General features: G+C 61.3%; 17 protein-coding genes and 1 pseudogene. 7 read left to right on the forward strand and 11 right to left on the reverse strand.

Going from position 1 to position 14,684, the window contains the following annotated elements; all coding sequences use genetic code 11:
• Positions 1-21 precede the first annotated feature (21 nt).
• Positions 22-501: an RNA pyrophosphohydrolase gene (locus CQ041_RS03600; RefSeq protein WP_003176750.1), complete on the reverse strand. Its 480-nt coding sequence runs from the start codon at positions 499-501 to the stop codon at positions 22-24.
• A 143-nt stretch (positions 502-644) separates the two neighbouring features.
• Between CQ041_RS03600 and CQ041_RS03605 the strand changes: the two genes are divergently transcribed.
• Positions 645-1,301 carry an HAD family phosphatase gene (locus tag CQ041_RS03605; RefSeq protein WP_105521135.1) on the forward strand — a complete coding sequence of 219 codons (657 nt, stop codon included), beginning with the start codon at positions 645-647 and terminating at the stop codon, positions 1,299-1,301.
• A gap of 102 nt (positions 1,302-1,403) precedes the next feature.
• Here CQ041_RS03605 and CQ041_RS03610 read toward each other — a convergent pair whose 3' ends face one another.
• A complete protein-coding gene (locus CQ041_RS03610; protein WP_105521136.1) occupies positions 1,404-1,817 on the reverse strand; it encodes a DUF2269 family protein in 414 nt (137 codons plus the stop codon).
• Between the two features lie 40 nt (positions 1,818-1,857).
• On the reverse strand, positions 1,858-3,372 hold the full coding sequence (gene ilvA, locus CQ041_RS03615; RefSeq protein WP_105521137.1) for a threonine ammonia-lyase, biosynthetic: 1,515 nt from the start codon (positions 3,370-3,372) through the stop codon (positions 1,858-1,860).
• Positions 3,373-3,508: 136 nt separating this feature from the next.
• Between ilvA and rpiA the strand changes: the two genes are divergently transcribed.
• Entirely contained in the window at positions 3,509-4,183 is a 675-nt protein-coding gene (rpiA, locus tag CQ041_RS03620) for a ribose-5-phosphate isomerase RpiA (RefSeq protein WP_105521138.1), read from the forward strand.
• Here rpiA and CQ041_RS03625 read toward each other — a convergent pair.
• The 4 genes from CQ041_RS03625 to CQ041_RS03640 all read right to left on the reverse strand — a co-directional run bounded on the left by CQ041_RS03625 (position 4,161) and on the right by CQ041_RS03640 (position 8,403).
• A complete protein-coding gene (locus tag CQ041_RS03625; RefSeq protein WP_105521139.1) occupies positions 4,161-5,078 on the reverse strand; it encodes an SdiA-regulated domain-containing protein in 918 nt (305 codons plus the stop codon). The genes rpiA and CQ041_RS03625 overlap by 23 nt on opposite strands.
• A gap of 120 nt (positions 5,079-5,198) precedes the next feature.
• Positions 5,199-6,125, reverse strand: coding sequence for an SdiA-regulated domain-containing protein (locus CQ041_RS03630; RefSeq protein ID WP_105521140.1), 927 nt, complete (start codon positions 6,123-6,125; stop codon positions 5,199-5,201).
• A gap of 194 nt (positions 6,126-6,319) precedes the next feature.
• Complete coding sequence (locus CQ041_RS03635) at positions 6,320-6,985, reverse strand: fumarylacetoacetate hydrolase family protein (protein WP_105521141.1); 666 nt, start codon at positions 6,983-6,985, stop codon at positions 6,320-6,322.
• A gap of 23 nt (positions 6,986-7,008) precedes the next feature.
• Positions 7,009-8,403, reverse strand: a complete 1,395-nt coding sequence (locus CQ041_RS03640; protein ID WP_105521142.1) for an FAD-binding oxidoreductase — start codon at positions 8,401-8,403, stop codon at positions 7,009-7,011.
• A gap of 204 nt (positions 8,404-8,607) precedes the next feature.
• Here CQ041_RS03640 and serA point away from each other — a divergent pair, with 204 nt between their 5' ends.
• Positions 8,608-9,837 (forward strand): phosphoglycerate dehydrogenase, encoded by a 1,230-nt coding sequence (gene serA, locus CQ041_RS03650; protein WP_017736698.1) that lies wholly within the window; start codon positions 8,608-8,610, stop codon positions 9,835-9,837.
• 65 nt (positions 9,838-9,902) lie between these two features.
• Here the strand turns inward: serA and CQ041_RS03655 are convergent, their stop codons facing one another.
• On the reverse strand, positions 9,903-10,343 hold the full coding sequence (locus tag CQ041_RS03655) for a DUF4399 domain-containing protein (protein WP_105521143.1): 441 nt from the start codon (positions 10,341-10,343) through the stop codon (positions 9,903-9,905).
• A 134-nt stretch (positions 10,344-10,477) separates the two neighbouring features.
• Between CQ041_RS03655 and CQ041_RS03660 the strand changes: the two genes are divergently transcribed.
• Positions 10,478-11,002: a transporter substrate-binding domain-containing protein gene (locus CQ041_RS03660; RefSeq protein ID WP_105521144.1), complete on the forward strand. Its 525-nt coding sequence runs from the start codon at positions 10,478-10,480 to the stop codon at positions 11,000-11,002.
• Here the strand turns inward: CQ041_RS03660 and CQ041_RS03665 are convergent.
• Entirely contained in the window at positions 10,996-11,493 is a 498-nt protein-coding gene (locus CQ041_RS03665) for a DUF523 domain-containing protein (RefSeq protein WP_105521145.1), read from the reverse strand. The two genes, CQ041_RS03660 and CQ041_RS03665, sit on opposite strands and share 7 nt — an antisense overlap.
• A 2-nt stretch (positions 11,494-11,495) precedes the next feature.
• Complete coding sequence (locus tag CQ041_RS03670) at positions 11,496-12,128, reverse strand: 2OG-Fe(II) oxygenase (protein WP_105521146.1); 633 nt, start codon at positions 12,126-12,128, stop codon at positions 11,496-11,498.
• A gap of 132 nt (positions 12,129-12,260) precedes the next feature.
• Between CQ041_RS03670 and CQ041_RS03675 the strand changes: the two genes are divergently transcribed.
• Positions 12,261-12,998 carry a DUF2059 domain-containing protein gene (locus tag CQ041_RS03675; protein WP_105521147.1) on the forward strand — a complete coding sequence of 246 codons (738 nt, stop codon included), beginning with the start codon at positions 12,261-12,263 and terminating at the stop codon, positions 12,996-12,998.
• Between the two features lie 8 nt (positions 12,999-13,006).
• Positions 13,007-13,093, forward strand: a pseudogene (locus CQ041_RS26495) (outer membrane lipoprotein carrier protein LolA); the annotation flags it as partial.
• Here CQ041_RS26495 and CQ041_RS03680 read toward each other — a convergent pair.
• Complete coding sequence (locus CQ041_RS03680) at positions 13,089-14,009, reverse strand: alpha/beta hydrolase (protein ID WP_105521148.1); 921 nt, start codon at positions 14,007-14,009, stop codon at positions 13,089-13,091. The pseudogene CQ041_RS26495 and the gene CQ041_RS03680 sit on opposite strands and share 5 nt — an antisense overlap.
• 99 nt (positions 14,010-14,108) lie before the next feature.
• Here CQ041_RS03680 and CQ041_RS03685 point away from each other — a divergent pair, with 99 nt between their 5' ends.
• A complete protein-coding gene (locus CQ041_RS03685; protein ID WP_105521149.1) occupies positions 14,109-14,684 on the forward strand; it encodes a DUF6436 domain-containing protein in 576 nt (191 codons plus the stop codon).

Here is a 14,684-nt window from a genome sequence, read left to right on the forward strand (position 1 = left end):
GCTCGGGGTCGAACTCCGTCGTCAGTCGCGCGCTAAAAGGCGCGGGGCAAGCTCTTTGAGCGCGCGACGATAAACCTCGCGCTTGAATGTCACCACCTGGCCCAACGGGTACCAATAGCTGACCCAGCGCCAACCATCGAACTCCGGTTTACCGGTCAAATCCATCCGCACCCGCTGCTCGTTGGAGATCAGGCGCAGGAGAAACCATTTCTGTTTCTGGCCGATGCACAGCGGTTGGCTGTGGGTACGCACCAGGCGTTGCGGCAAACGATAGCGCAACCAGCCACGGGTACAGGCCAGAATCTGCACATCTTCGCGCTCAAGGCCGACTTCTTCGTTCAACTCACGGTACAAGGCGTCTTCAGGGGTTTCATCGGGGTTGATCCCGCCTTGAGGAAACTGCCAGGCATCTTGGTTGATTCGGCGAGCCCATAGCACCTGTCCGGCATCATTCGTAAGAATAATCCCGACATTAGGACGGAAACCATCGGGGTCGATCACGGCAACAACCTCGCAAACGCATGTCGTCGCATTGTTCCACAAAGCTTGCGCAAGCGGCAACGAGGCTTCTTACCTTATGTGCACTCTTGTGAAAAGACCGTATTCTGGACGCCTTTTTACAGACTTTTCAGCGAGTAACTGCAATGCGCCTGGCTTTATTCGACTTGGACAACACCCTCCTCGGCGGTGACAGCGATCACGCCTGGGGCGATTACCTCTGTGAACGCGAGATTCTCGACCCGGTGGCCTACAAGGCTCGCAACGACGAGTTCTACCAGGACTACCTGGCTGGCAAGCTCGATAACGCTGCCTACCTGAACTTCTGCCTGGAAATCCTCGGCCGCACCGAGATGGCCCAGTTGGACGAATGGCACCGCGACTTCATGCGCGACTGCATCGAACCGCTGATGCTGCCGCTGGCCGTGGAATTGCTGGCCAAGCACCGTGCCGCTGGCGACAAGCTGGTGATCATCACGGCCACCAACCGCTTCGTCACCGGGCCGATTGCCGAGCGCCTGGGGGTGGAAACCCTGATCGCGACCGAATGCGAGATGGAAAACGGCCGCTACACCGGGCGTAGCACAGATGTGCCGTGCTTCCGTGAGGGCAAGGTGACGCGCTTGAACCGTTGGCTGGAAGAGACGGGGTATAGCCTGGAAGACAGCTACTTCTATAGCGATTCGATGAATGATTTGCCGCTGTTGGAGCAAGTGACTCACCCGGTGGCGGTGGATCCGGATCCGAATCTGCGGGCTGAAGCCGAGAAGCGTGGCTGGCCGGTGATTACACTGCGCGGCTGAGAAAGCTATCGGGGGCAAGCCCCCTCCCACACTTGCCCGGGTTCACACGGTCAAAATGTGGGAGGGGGCTTGCCCCCGATGCAGACGACTCGGTCTAAAGCTCTACACTGGCTTGGCACCCATGAGCCCCGCAATCGCCACAAACCCCATCAGGCTCACTACCGCGAGCACCAAGGTGAAGTTCAGGCTACCGCCCTCGCCCTTGCGCAGGCGATTGAGCCGCGCCACCAGCCAGAACCAGGCCAGCGCCGCCACGGTGTAGAGGATGCTGGAGCCCAGAATCCAGGTCTGCCCCAACGGCCAGCCGACCAGGTGCACCAGCCACCAGCCGGTAAAGGGCATGCTCACCACGCAAACCCCCATCAGCAACCACACAAACACCCACGGGCGCTGCACGGTGACCGCCGGCCCGGCGCTGCGTTTGCGCCAGGCCAACAGCGCCATGCCCAAGCCGCTGAGCAGCAGCACCACTGTGGCCGCGATGTGGATGACTTTCAGGGTGATCAGGGTTTCCATGCTTCGTATTCCTCAAAGGCCGCCCCATCAGCGTAGTCGCTCAACCGAGGAACAGTGTGTAGGCCGGGTTATCGCTTTCATCCCAGTACGGGTAGCCAATGGCTTCCAGGGCGGCGGGCACCAGGTGACGCTCGTTCGCCGGCACTTGCAGGCCGGCGACAACACGACCGTCAGCGGCGCCGTGGTTGCGATAGTGGAACATGGAGATGTTCCAGCGCCCGCCCAATTTGTTAAGAAAGTTGAACAAAGCCCCCGGGCGCTCGGGGAACTCGAAGCGAAACACCACTTCATTGCTCACCTGCGCCGCGTGGCCGCCGACCATATGACGGATGTGCAACTTGGCCAGTTCGTTTTCGGTCAGGTCCAGCACCGGGAAACCCTGCTCGGTCAGGCTGGCGATCAAGGCGCTGCGCGGGTCGGTGTCGGGGTGGGTCTGCACACCGACAAAGATGTGCGCCTCGCTGCCGGAGTGGAAGCGGTAATTGAACTCGGTGATCTGGCGCTTCCCCACGGCCTCGCAGAACGCCTTGAAGCTGCCCGGCTTCTCCGGAATGGTCACGGCGATGATGGCTTCGCGGCCCTCACCCAGCTCGGCGCGCTCGGCCACGTGGCGCAGGCGGTCGAAGTTGACGTTGGCGCCGGAATCGATGGCCACCAGGGTCTGCCCGGTGACGCCTCGGGTCTCCACATATTTCTTGATGCCCGCCACGCCCAACGCGCCTGCCGGCTCGGTGATGGAGCGGGTGTCGTCGTAGATGTCCTTGATCGCCGCACAGATTTCATCGGTGCTGACGGTGATCACTTCATCCACATAGTGCTTGCAGATGTCGAAGGTATGCTGGCCGATCTGCGCCACCGCCACGCCATCGGCAAAGATCCCGACAGCCGGCAGCACGACGCGCTCGCCCGCCGCCATGGCAGCTTGCAGGCAGTTGGAGTCATCCGGTTCGACGCCAATGATCTTGATCTCCGGGCGCAGGTATTTCACATACGCCGCAATACCCGCGATCAGCCCGCCGCCGCCTACCGGTACGAAGATCGCGTCCAGCGGCCCCGGGTGCTGGCGCAGGATTTCCATCGCCACGGTGCCCTGCCCGGCAATGGTGTGCGGATCATCGTAGGGGTGGATATAGACGTAGCCTTTCTCGTCGACCAGCTTCAGCGAATACGCCAACGCTTCCGGGAAGGAGTCGCCGTGCAGCACGACTTTGCCGCCACGGGAGCGCACGCCCTCGACCTTGATTTCCGGGGTGGTCTTGGGCATCACGATGGTGGCTTTCACCCCCAGCACCTTCGCCGCCAGGGCCAGGCCCTGGGCGTGGTTGCCCGCCGACGCCGTGACGACGCCCCGCGCACGTTCTTCTGCGGTCAGCTGCGTCAGCTTGTTGTAGGCGCCGCGGATCTTGAACGAGAACACCGGCTGCAAGTCTTCACGCTTGAGCCAGACGTTGTTGCCCAGCCGCTCGGAGAGCTGGCGGGCGGTCTGCAAGGGGGTTTCTACGGCAACGTCGTAAACGCGCGAGGTGAGGATCTTTTTGACGTACTGTTCGAGCATCTTCGCAAATCACCGGGCGGTTTGGGCAGGGCCAAGGAGTCTAACCCAGCGTTTGGCCGGGCGACCACACGAATCCAGAGGTTTTGTTGGGTTATACTCGCGCCCCTCTTTACTCCCCGCCCGTTCCGGAGCCCGCATGACCCAGGATCAACTCAAACAGGCAGTGGCCCAGGCCGCCGTCGATTTAATCCTTCCTAAACTCGACGATAAAAGCATCGTCGGTGTCGGCACCGGCTCCACTGCCAACTGCTTTATCGACGCGCTGGCGCTGCACAAGGGCGCATTCGACGGCGCCGTGGCCAGCTCCGAGGCCACTGCCGCGCGCCTCAAGGGCCACGGCATCCCGGTGTATGAGCTCAACACCGTGAGCGATCTGGAGTTCTACATCGACGGCGCCGATGAAAGCGACGAACACCTGAACCTGATCAAGGGCGGCGGCGCAGCCCTGACCCGCGAGAAGATCGTCGCGGCCGTGGCCAAGACCTTCATCTGCATCGCCGACGCCAGCAAGCTGGTACCGGTGCTCGGCGCATTCCCGCTGCCGGTGGAAGTGATCCCGATGGCCCGCAGCCACGTGGCCCGCGAGCTGGTGAAGCTGGGCGGCGACCCGGTCTACCGTGAAGGCGTGCTGACCGACAACGGCAACATCATCCTGGATGTGTTCAACATGCAGATTACCAACCCGGTCGAACTGGAAACCCAGATCAATGCCATCGTTGGCGTGGTGACCAATGGTTTGTTCGCGGCGCGCCCGGCGGATGTGCTGTTGCTGGGCACCCCGGAAGGCGTCAAGACCCTGAAGGCTTCTTGAAGACATAGAACAGGTTGGGCTCGCTGACGAGGTACAACGCGCCCTCGTCATCCATCGCGATCCCTTCGGCCTGCGGCACCCGCTTGGTCAGGCCATGGCGGCCGTTGAGCAGTGACAGGCTGCTCAATGGCCGACCGTTGATATCCAGTTCCAACACCAGAAACGACTCATCCGACAGCGCCAGCAAATGGCCGCTGCGTTCGTCGTACTGCAAGCTCGAGAGGTCACGCACGAACAACCCGGCATCGCGCTTGGGGTTGTTGATCACGTGCACCGAGTAGGTTTTTTCCGGTTTGTAGTGTGGAAAGCCATGGACCTCGTAGATCAGCATCGGGTCGCGCTCCTTGGCCACGAACAGGCGTTTGCCCACCGAGTCGTAGGCCAGGCCCTCAAAGCCCTTGTTCCCTCCCACGTGCAGGCCCAGGGTCATTTGCTCGGCGTCGGCGGCATCGAGGAAGGTGGTCTGGTCGTCCACATGCACCTTGATCAACCGCTGCTGGCGTTCGTCGGTGATGACATAGATGTTGTCGCTGATGAATTCCACCGCTTCGGCATCGCCGAACCCTATCAAGGGAATGCGCCGCAGGATCTTGCCCTCAAGGGACAACTCGATCAGCTCGGCGTTTTTATTGGTGACCGTGAACAGGCTTTTGCGCACCGGGTCGTAGGTGAGCGCCGAGACGTCATCGTCCAACCCCTCGATCACCTTGGCTTCCAGCACAACCTGGTAGTCCCCCAGGCCAATGGAGCGTTCATCGGCGGGCTGACGCCAGGTCTGGAAGTTGAACCAGGCGCGCTCGAACAGGCGGAAGTGCTGCGCAACGGCGCCAGCACCGATCAGGGCGATCAGCGCAAGAATCAACAGCATGGGTTTGGGACGGGCTATTCGTCGCATCGGGCGGGCTCAAAATCAAAAGTGGCGAATGAATATCACGCCTGTCTGAATTTAAACTTAAACGCGCCCTGTTGTCTGGCGAATGCCGCTCATAGAGACAAATCCGACGTAATCGGTCAGTTACTTCTGCTTTTCAAAACGATAGAACAAGTTGGGCTCACTGACGATATACAGCGTGCCGTTCTCGTCCATGGTCACCCCTTCCGCTCGTGGAATGGTGTCCTTGAGGCCGTTGAAGCCGCCGAGTAGGGTCATGAAGCTGACTTGCTCGCCCTTTTCATCCAGTTCCAGCAGCAGGTGAGAGTCGGCCGACAGCGCCAGCAGGTGGCCGGTGCGAGGGTCCACCGCCAAGGCTGAGAGGTTGCGCATGTCCAACTCGGTGCTGGTGAGTTTCTGCTTGTTACCGGTGAGGGCCTGGCTGCCGTCGCTTTTCCAGGTGAACAACGCCGGTGGGCGCTCTTCGCCCAATACGATCTGCTGGTTGCGCTTGTCCCAGGCGACGGCCTCGAAGGCTTTGTTCTGGTCCTTGGACGGCCCCAGGTCGTATTCAGGGAAATCGGCGCGGTTCAATTCCTGGGTGGCGGCGTCCACCTTGACCATGGTCAGTGTGTGCTCACGCTCATCCACCACCGCCAGCAGCCCATTTTCCAGCACCGTCACCCCCTCCGGGTTGCTCCAGCCCTTGAGCGGCATCTTGCGCAGTACATCACCCTGCAGGCTCAACTCGACGAGAAACGGGTTTTTGCCCATCACGGAAAACAGGGTTTTGCTCTGCGGGTTGTAGGAGACGTCCGAGGCTTCGTCCTTTTCCATGCCGGGCAAGCGCTTGCCATCGATGACCGCATGGTAGTCCGGCAACCACACGCTCTCCTGGCGTTCAGCAGGGCTTTCGAAGCGCTCCGCGATCCACAGCGCGCCGCGATCATCCCAATGCATGGCCCAGGCGACGCCGTACACAATCACGCCGGCCAACAACAGCCAGGAGTACCAACGCAGGGCAAAGCGGGAACGCGGCTTGGGGGTAGTGGAAGGCAGGGACACGGCCATGGGGCGCTTTTTCCGGGAAGTCAGCGGTAGTTGATAGCACAGGAAGGGCATGCCTGTGTGCTTGAGGCTGGGGATTATCCGGATGGTGTGTGAAAAAAATGCAAAACCCGATACTTGGAGATACACACGAACCCCTGTGGGCGCTGGCGTGCCAGCGCCCACATTTGGATGGCGTGCAGCCTTTCAAGCCGGGTTTAGCGCACGCTGCTTTCGAAGCGGTTCACGCCCGACAGTTCCAGCACCAACTCGTCGCCCACGTTCAGCGGGCCCACGCCGGCCGGGGTGCCGGTGAGGATCACGTCGCCCGCCTGCAGCGAGAAGCAGCCGGCCATGTACTGGATCATCGGAACGATCGGGTTGAGCATGATCGCGCTGTTGCCGTCCTGGCGCACTTCGCCGTTGATGGTCAGGCGGATGCCGATGTCGGTCACGTCCGGGAAGGTGCTGCTCACCACGAACGGAGCGATCACGGCGGCGCCGTCGAACGACTTGGCGATTTCCCACGGCAAGCCCTTGGCTTTCAACTCGGCCTGCTTGTCGCGCAGCGTCAGGTCCAGGGCCGGGGCGAAGCCGGAGATGGCGTCCAGCACTTCTTCACGGCTCGGCTTGGTCGACAACGGCTTGCCGATCAATACCGCGATTTCCGCCTCGTAGTGCACCGAACCGCGTTCGGTCGGAATGGCGAAACCACCTTCCAGCGCCACCACGCAACTGCCTGGCTTGATGAACAGCAACGGCTCGGTCGGCACCGGGTTGTCGAGTTCCTTGGCATGTTCGGCGTAGTTACGCCCAATGCACACCACTTTCCCTACCGGAAAGTGAATGTGGGTGCCGTCTACATACTTGTGCTGGTAGCTCATGGACCGACTCCTTCAGGGGGCAATTAAACAGCGAAGATCTTGCCTGGGTTCATGATCCCGTTGGGGTCGAACACCGCCTTCACTGCTTTCATGTATTCGATTTCGACCGGCGAGCGGCTGTAGGTCAGGTAATCGCGCTTGGTCATACCCACCCCGTGTTCGGCGGAGATCGAGCCGTTGTACTTCTCGACGGTTTCGAACACCCACTTGTTCACGGTGGCGCACTTGGCGAAGAACTCGTCCTTGCTCAGGTCTTCCGGCTTGAGGATGTTCAAGTGCAGGTTGCCGTCGCCGATGTGGCCGAACCAGACGATTTCGAAATCCGGGTAGTGTTCGCCGACAATGGCGTCGATTTCTTTCAAGAACGCCGGCACTTTGGAGACAGTGACCGAAATGTCGTTCTTGTACGGGGTCCAGTGGGAAATGGTCTCGGAGATGTACTCGCGCAGTTTCCACAGGTTGTGCAGTTGGGTTTCGCTCTGGCTCATCACGCCGTCCAGCACCCAGCCCTGCTCGACGCAGTGCTCGAAGGTTTCCAGCGCGTGGTTGGCGACTTCTTCGGTGGTGGCTTCGAATTCCAGCAGTGCGTAGAACGGGCACTCGGTTTCGAATGGCGCCGGCACGTCGCCACGCCCCATGACCTTGGCCAGGGCCTTGTCGGAGAAGAACTCGAAGGCGGTCAGGTCGAGCTTGCTCTGGAACGCGTGCAACACCGGCATGATCGAGTCGAAATCGGTGGTGCCCAGCACCATCGCGGTGAGGTTTTTCGGCGCACGGTCCAGGCGCATGGTGGCTTCGACCACAAAGCCCAGGGTGCCTTCGGCGCCGATGAACAGCTGGCGCATGTCATAGCCGGTGGCGTTCTTGATCAGGTCGCGGTTCAGCTCCAGCACATCGCCCTTGCCGGTGACGACTTTCATGCCAGCCACCCAGTTACGGGTCATGCCGTAGCGAATCACCTTGATCCCGCCGGCATTGGTGCCGATATTGCCGCCAATCTGGCTCGAACCGGATGAGGCGAAGTCCACCGGGTAGTACAGGCCTTTTTCTTCGGCGACGTTCTGCAATTGCTTGGTGACCACGCCCGGCTGGCACACGGCAGTGCGGTCGGTGAGGTTCACGTCGAGGATCTGGTTCATATAGTCGAACGACACCACCACTTCGCCATTGGCGGCCACGGCGGCTGCCGACAGGCCGGTGCGCCCGCCCGAAGGCACCAGTGCGACCTTGTGGGTGTTGGCCCAACGCACAATGGCCTGGACCTGCTCGATGGTCTTGGGGAAGACAATGGCGGTCGGCGCAGGCGCGAAATGCTTGGTCCAGTCCTTGCCGTAAGCCTCCAGGGAGTCTGCATCGGTCAGGACTTTGCCAGGCTCAACCAGGGTCTTTAGCTCATCAATCAGGGCAGGATGGGTCATCGACAGAACTCTCGAACAATTCATGGTCATCCTGAGAACGCTTCACGTCGCAGGAATGAGTGTTTGCGGGGCGCGTATGCTAGCATACCGCCCCCGCAGGACAGAGCCCAAAGGCGTTTCTGCGGCGACGGCTTTCCTGCCGTCCGGGTCAGCTTAGGTGATCCGATTCCCTGCCATTTTTCTCCGGGATACAGGTTTACGCAGATGAGCAAGACTTCTCTCGATAAGAGCAAGATCAAGTTCCTTCTTCTGGAAGGCGTCCACCCATCGGCTGTCGACGTTCTGAAAGCCGCCGGGTACACCAGCATTGAGTACATCACCAGTTCTCTGCCGGAAGCCCAGCTCAAGGAAAAGATCGCCGACGCGCACTTCATCGGCATTCGCTCCCGCACTCAGCTGACCGAAGAAATCTTCGATCACGCCAAGAAGCTCGTGGCAGTCGGCTGTTTCTGCATCGGCACCAACCAGGTCGACCTCAACGCAGCGCGCGAGCGCGGTATCGCGGTGTTCAACGCTCCGTACTCCAACACCCGTTCCGTTGCGGAGCTGGTGCTGGCCGAGGCGATCCTGCTGTTGCGCGGCATTCCAGAGAAGAACGCTTCCTGCCACCGTGGCGGCTGGATCAAGAGCGCAGCCAACTCCTTCGAAATCCGCGGCAAAAAGCTGGGCATCGTCGGTTACGGCTCCATTGGTACCCAGCTGTCGGTACTGGCTGAAGGCCTGGGCATGCAGGTGTTCTTCTACGACACCCTGACCAAGCTGCCATTGGGCAACGCCACCCAAGTGGCCAGCCTGACCGAGCTGCTGGGCATGTCCGACATCGTGACCCTGCACGTGCCGGAAACCGCTGAGACCCAGTGGATGATCGGCGAGAAGGAAATCCGCGCCATCAAGAAAGGCGGCATCCTGATCAACGCTGCACGCGGCACCGTGGTCGAGCTGGACGCCCTGGCCGACGCGATCAAGGACAAGCACCTGATCGGCGCCGCCATCGATGTGTTCCCGGTAGAGCCGCGCTCCAACGACGACATCTTCGAAAGCCCGCTGCGTGGCCTGGACAACGTAATCCTGACCCCGCACATCGGCGGCTCCACCGCTGAAGCCCAAGCCAACATCGGCCTGGAAGTGTCGGAGAAGCTGGTCAAGTACAGCGACAACGGTACCTCGGTATCGTCCGTGAACTTCCCGGAAGTGGCCCTGCCAGCTCACCCTGGCAAGCACCGTCTGCTGCACATCCACCAGAACATCCCTGGCGTGATGATGGAGATCAACAAGGTCTTCGCGGAAAACGGCATCAACATCTCCGGTCAGTTCCTGCAGACCAACGAGAAGGTCGGCTACGTGGTAATCGACGTCGACGCCGAGTACTCGGACCTGGCGCAAGAGAAGCTGCAGCACATCAAAGGCACGATTCGTAGCCGCGTACTGTTCTAAGGTTTCCACTGCACCACGAAAAAGGGAGCCCCTCAAGGGCTCCCTTTTTTGCACCTGAACAACGCTTACTTGACGTTAACCGTGATCACTTTCGAGGCTACAGTAGGCTCGAATTGGCGGTGCATATTGTCGCCGGCCACCAATTGCAGCGTGTGCTTGCCCGGGGTCAGGGTCAGCTCGGTTTCGGTTTGCGCCTTGCCGAAGTGGATCGACGTGGCATCAGCCGGAATGGCTTCGTCGGCTTTGAGCGACTGCACGTCCCGGTCTACCAACAGATGGTGGTGACCCGCGCCGGCCACTTGTTTGTCGATCGGTTCCAGGTCCAGGCCCTTGACGCCGAATTTGACGGTGAAGGTCTTGTCGACGGTCGCGCCGTCTTTAGGCGAGACGATAAATACTTCGGCGCCTTGAGGCGCCGGGGTGCGTGGCAGGTCGGCGGCGCTGGCCAACAGCGAGGTACCCAGCAGCAGGCTGGCAATCGTTGCACGGGACAAAAAGGCTTTCATTCACTTCTCCAGTTTTTCGATGAAATCTGTAGGGTTATGACAACTTCGCGATAAATTGCTGTCCAAGGCACTCGACACCATAGCAAAGCGATGCTGAACGGCGCCTCGCACATAAAAATTCTTTAGGAGTGACCATGCGCTTTTCGCCTGGCCTGTTACTGCTGCTTCCCCTTCTGAGCCCCATGGCGCATGCCGAACTGCTCGATGATGTATTTGACCGAGGCGAATTGCGCATCGCACTCGTGGCCGAAAACCCGCCCTACAGTTTCAAGGAAGGTAACAAACTCACCGGCTTGGAAGTGGAACTCGGCGAGCAACTGGCCAAGGAGATGGACGTGCGCGCATCGTTCATCACCACCGATGCGGCTGACCTGCTGCCGGGAGTGGAAACCGGCAAGTACGACGTGGCGATGAACCATATCGCTGTGACTCCCGAATTGCAGGATCGGTTCGATTTCAGTGAGCCTTACGGCGAATCCCGTGGGCGCATGACAGGCCCGTCGACCCTCTATGCAATGCCGATGCAGAAAGGCAACCCGGCGTTCAAGACTAGCCTGAACAACGCACTGCAACGGCTCAAGTCCGACGATCGATTCAGGCAGCTGTTGCAGAAGTGGCTGGTCGATTACCCCAACCGTCCGACGGCTCAGGCTCAATAATCGCCAGTGTTCAATGCGTGAGCTGCCTGCACCAATTCCAGCTCACTGAACACCTGCACGCCGTGGCGTTTGAGCAGCGCCGCCGTCACGCCTTCGCCGCTGACCTTTACGCCGGTGAACGTGCCGTCATAAGTCAGCAGGTTGCCGCAGGACGGGCTATGGGCCTTGAGCACGGCGATGCGGATGCCGTGGCGCTGCACCAGCGCCAAGGCCTGACGGGCGCCGTCGAGGAAGGCGGCGCTGACGTCTTCGCCCTCGGCGGTCAGTACCCTGGCGCGGCCCTCCCATACCTCCACGCCCTGCCCGCCCTGCCCGCCCGGGATTTCGGCGGGTGGGCGTGGCGTCGGCAAGCCGCCCGCGACTTCCGGGCAAATCGCAACCACCCGGCCCTCGGCCTGCCACACTGCCAATTGATCGAACGGCCCGCTGGCCCCACCGTCGTAGCGCACCTTGTGGCCGAGCAGGCAGCGGCTGATCAGAATCTTTTCCATGTTTAAAACGGCTCGTTGCCTCGTCGGCGAAACCAGCCGGTCAGGGACAGGCGTTCGCGCGTGGCGGGCATGACTTCGTGGGGCACTTCGCCCGACAGGAACACCACCAGGCAACCGCCGGCGGGGTCCACATCGTATTCGACGCCGTCCTTGAGGTACATGCGCAACTGGCCGCCATGCTCAGGCAGCCAGGCGTCATTCAGGTAGACCACCGCCGAGACCATGCGCCGGTCGTCGTCGCGAAAACGGTCGAGGTGCTTGAGGTAGAACGCCCCCGGCGGGTACATCGCGAAATGGCTTTCGAAGTCTTCCAGGCCCAGGAACAGGCTGCGGTTCATCGCCAGGCGCAGGCCGTCCATCAACGCCATGTACGTCTCGCAGACCGGCGCATCGCCTTCTTCCAGCCACTGGATATGGTCACCGCGAATGCCCTCGCGAATCTCCTGGGCCGGCCCGCGCCCGACCGCCGCCGGCGCCAGTTCCCCTTCGGCTGCACGTTTACGGCACTCAGCCGCCAGTTCCAGGGTCAGAGCCTGGGGCAGGAAGCCGTTTTGCCGGGACCAGCCCTTTTCGGCCAGGTCGTCGACAATACGTTGCAGCAGCGGGTGATCGAGGGGTATTTGCATGCCGCGCATAGTATCCATACGTCTCCAAATCCGACAGCGCCGTCGAGCGTCTGAATACACTTTAGTCAGGTGACTGATAGGACTTCTCGACAAATCCTACGCCCGACACGGACAATAGTGGCCGACTGACAGGAGTCCCCAATGCGTCGTTTGTTTTTATCCTTGCTGATGTTCTGCGTTTTGCCCGCCTGGGCAGACGGCCATGACCAGTTGTACAAGGTCGCCGGCTGGGCCGAACAACGTGCGCATTTCAATGACGCCCTCAGCGCCGCCCAGCAACGCTACCGCAACAGCCTGCCCCCGGCGGTGTTCCAGGCCTTGGTGGACAACAGCAACAAGCGCTTTGCCGCCCAGGCCATGGACCAGCGTGCCGAGGCGCAGTTGCGCAAGAACCTGGCCGACCCGAAACCCGCGCTGGCGTTTTTCCAGTCGCCGCTTGGCCGCAAGATCGTCGCTGCCGAGTTGCTGGCCACCCGCCGCGATCAGTTGGCAAAGAATGCCCAGGGCTTGCCAAAAATTCAGGCCGACGCCACCCGCAGCTTGATCATTGGTCACTTGGCCCAGGCATTGCCCGCGCGTGAAGCGGGCGCGGAAGTCAGCCTGGCGATTGCCGGCGTGGCGGCCGACAGCCTTAGCCAGATGATCCCCGGCCTGCTCGGCGGCGGTCAGGCGCAAGGCATGCTCAATGGCCAGCGTGAGCGGCTGATGCAGCAGATCGACAAGGACCTGAACAACACCTTGCTGTATGTCTATCGGGAGTTGTCTGACCCGGAGCTGGAGGAGTTCGCGACGTTTGCCGAATCCGCTGAAGGCAAGGCGTATTACCAGGCGGCGCTGGCGGCCATTCGCGCAGGTCTTGCGGTCGGCCAAACCCTGTAGGAGCGAGCTTGCTCGCGAAGACCGTCAACGATTACGCGGGGCACCTGAGTCAACGCGGTGCACTTGCGTTTTTCGCGAGCAAGCTGGCTCCTACAGATGGTCCGTCAAATACTTGAAGTATTCCTGGCGAATCTCCGGAATCTCATTCGCCAGGTGATGCCTGCCCCGCTTGAGCATCAACACCTCAGGCTGATCGAACTTGCCCCGCAGCACGTTCAAGTTGTGCTGCCAGTCCACCGTCATGTCCTCCTCACCCTGCACAATCACCGGCCGCCGCGCGCTGCGCGGAGCGGCTTCGACGCGCTTGATCCAGCGCGCCAGCGCGCCGACCCAGGCGGTGGGCAGTTGGCGCGGCTGCAGTGGGTCGGCTTCAAGGAACGGCTTGAATTCAGGGTCGTGGGTGTTCTCGCTGAACCGCCGGGCGATGCCTTTGACGAATGGGCGCAGCAAGTAATAGCTGGCCTGCGACCAGTTCCACGCCCGCGGCCGCACCAGCGGCGAGAGCAGGAACGTCTTGCCCTGCGCCGGGCTGTCGGCGCCATGGTGGAGCACGTGGTCCACCACCACCGCCCCGCCGGTGCTTTGCCCGAACAGGTGCCAGGGCTGTGGCAAATGCAGCGACTGCGCCTGGGCGAACAGCGCCTGCACCACCTGCTGGTACACCGCAAAGTCATCGATGCTGGCCCGTGCGCCGCTGGACAGGCCGTGGCCGGGCAAGTCGCAGGCAATCACCACGAAGCCCTGCGCCAAGGCCCACTCCACCACATGACGGTACAGCCCCATGTGGTCATAGAAGCCATGGAACATGAACATCGTCGCCACCGGCGCAGGCGGCCACCACACCTGCGCGACCACGTCGAAGCCACCCACCTCGAAACGTCCCAGCCGGCTGACGCCCTGGTCCAGCCCGTAGAAACGCTGGTAGACCCGCGCTTCGGCGCTGAGCGGTTGCGCATCCACCAGGGCACGCAGACTGTCGCGCAGGTGATCGGGGTCAAAGGTGACGGGCATAAAGGCTTCCAGACTTGCGGTGAAGATGAATATCGAGCTGCGATATTCATCTGTCAGGACAAGCATGGCAAGCTACGCGACCTTCGAGGATTGATCAGAATGCGACAGCCGCACCGCACCGCCCTCATCGCCAGCCTGATCCTGGTCATCTGCGCCAGCGTGCTGTGGGCGGCATATGACTGGTTCCAGGGCCGCTACCTGCGGGCCTTCAGCGAACATACGGCGGTGTTTTCCGGCGACGCCCTGCGCCTGCCAGCTGAACTCAGTGGCCCCGGACCAATCCGCCTGGTGCACTTCTGGGACCCGGCCTGCCCCTGCAACGTCGGCAACCAGCAGCACCTGGGCGAACTGATCGAGCAGTACGCGCCCAAGGGCGTGGCGTTCTATGCCCTGCAAAAACCCGGCAGCCACGGCCAGTTGCCCGACAACCTGCGCCAGATGAAAACCCTCAGCGCCCTGCCCGGCTCTACTCAGGTACCCGCCAGCCCCGCCGTAGGTATCTGGGACCGCAACGGCAAGCTCGCGTATTTCGGGCCCTACAGCGAAGGCCTCACGTGCAACGCGAGCAACAGTTTCATCGAACCGATCCTGAAGGCCCTTGAAGCCGGCCGCGACGTGAATGCCACGCACACCCTGGCGGTGGGCTGCTATTGTTCGTGGCCTACAGGTTCGTAA

This window comes from Pseudomonas sp. MYb60, from assembly GCF_002979555.1.
GTDB lineage: Bacteria > Pseudomonadota > Gammaproteobacteria > Pseudomonadales > Pseudomonadaceae > Aquipseudomonas.

Coding starts and splice junctions, on each gene's coding strand:
- CQ041_RS03605 (WP_105521135.1), top strand. CDS start 645: ATGCGCCTGGCTTTATTCGACTTGGACAACACCCTCCTCGGCGGTGAC.
- CQ041_RS03610 (WP_105521136.1), bottom strand. CDS start 1,817: ATGGAAACCCTGATCACCCTGAAAGTCATCCACATCGCGGCCACAGTG.
- ilvA (WP_105521137.1), bottom strand. CDS start 3,372: ATGCTCGAACAGTACGTCAAAAAGATCCTCACCTCGCGCGTTTACGAC.
- rpiA (WP_105521138.1), top strand. CDS start 3,509: ATGACCCAGGATCAACTCAAACAGGCAGTGGCCCAGGCCGCCGTCGAT.
- CQ041_RS03625 (WP_105521139.1), bottom strand. CDS start 5,078: ATGCGACGAATAGCCCGTCCCAAACCCATGCTGTTGATTCTTGCGCTG.
- CQ041_RS03630 (WP_105521140.1), bottom strand. CDS start 6,125: ATGGCCGTGTCCCTGCCTTCCACTACCCCCAAGCCGCGTTCCCGCTTT.
- CQ041_RS03635 (WP_105521141.1), bottom strand. CDS start 6,985: ATGAGCTACCAGCACAAGTATGTAGACGGCACCCACATTCACTTTCCG.
- CQ041_RS03640 (WP_105521142.1), bottom strand. CDS start 8,403: ATGACCCATCCTGCCCTGATTGATGAGCTAAAGACCCTGGTTGAGCCT.
- serA (WP_017736698.1), top strand. CDS start 8,608: ATGAGCAAGACTTCTCTCGATAAGAGCAAGATCAAGTTCCTTCTTCTG.
- CQ041_RS03655 (WP_105521143.1), bottom strand. CDS start 10,343: ATGAAAGCCTTTTTGTCCCGTGCAACGATTGCCAGCCTGCTGCTGGGT.
- CQ041_RS03660 (WP_105521144.1), top strand. CDS start 10,478: ATGCGCTTTTCGCCTGGCCTGTTACTGCTGCTTCCCCTTCTGAGCCCC.
- CQ041_RS03665 (WP_105521145.1), bottom strand. CDS start 11,493: ATGGAAAAGATTCTGATCAGCCGCTGCCTGCTCGGCCACAAGGTGCGC.
- CQ041_RS03670 (WP_105521146.1), bottom strand. CDS start 12,128: ATGCGCGGCATGCAAATACCCCTCGATCACCCGCTGCTGCAACGTATT.
- CQ041_RS03675 (WP_105521147.1), top strand. CDS start 12,261: ATGCGTCGTTTGTTTTTATCCTTGCTGATGTTCTGCGTTTTGCCCGCC.
- CQ041_RS03680 (WP_105521148.1), bottom strand. CDS start 14,009: ATGCCCGTCACCTTTGACCCCGATCACCTGCGCGACAGTCTGCGTGCC.
- CQ041_RS03685 (WP_105521149.1), top strand. CDS start 14,109: ATGCGACAGCCGCACCGCACCGCCCTCATCGCCAGCCTGATCCTGGTC.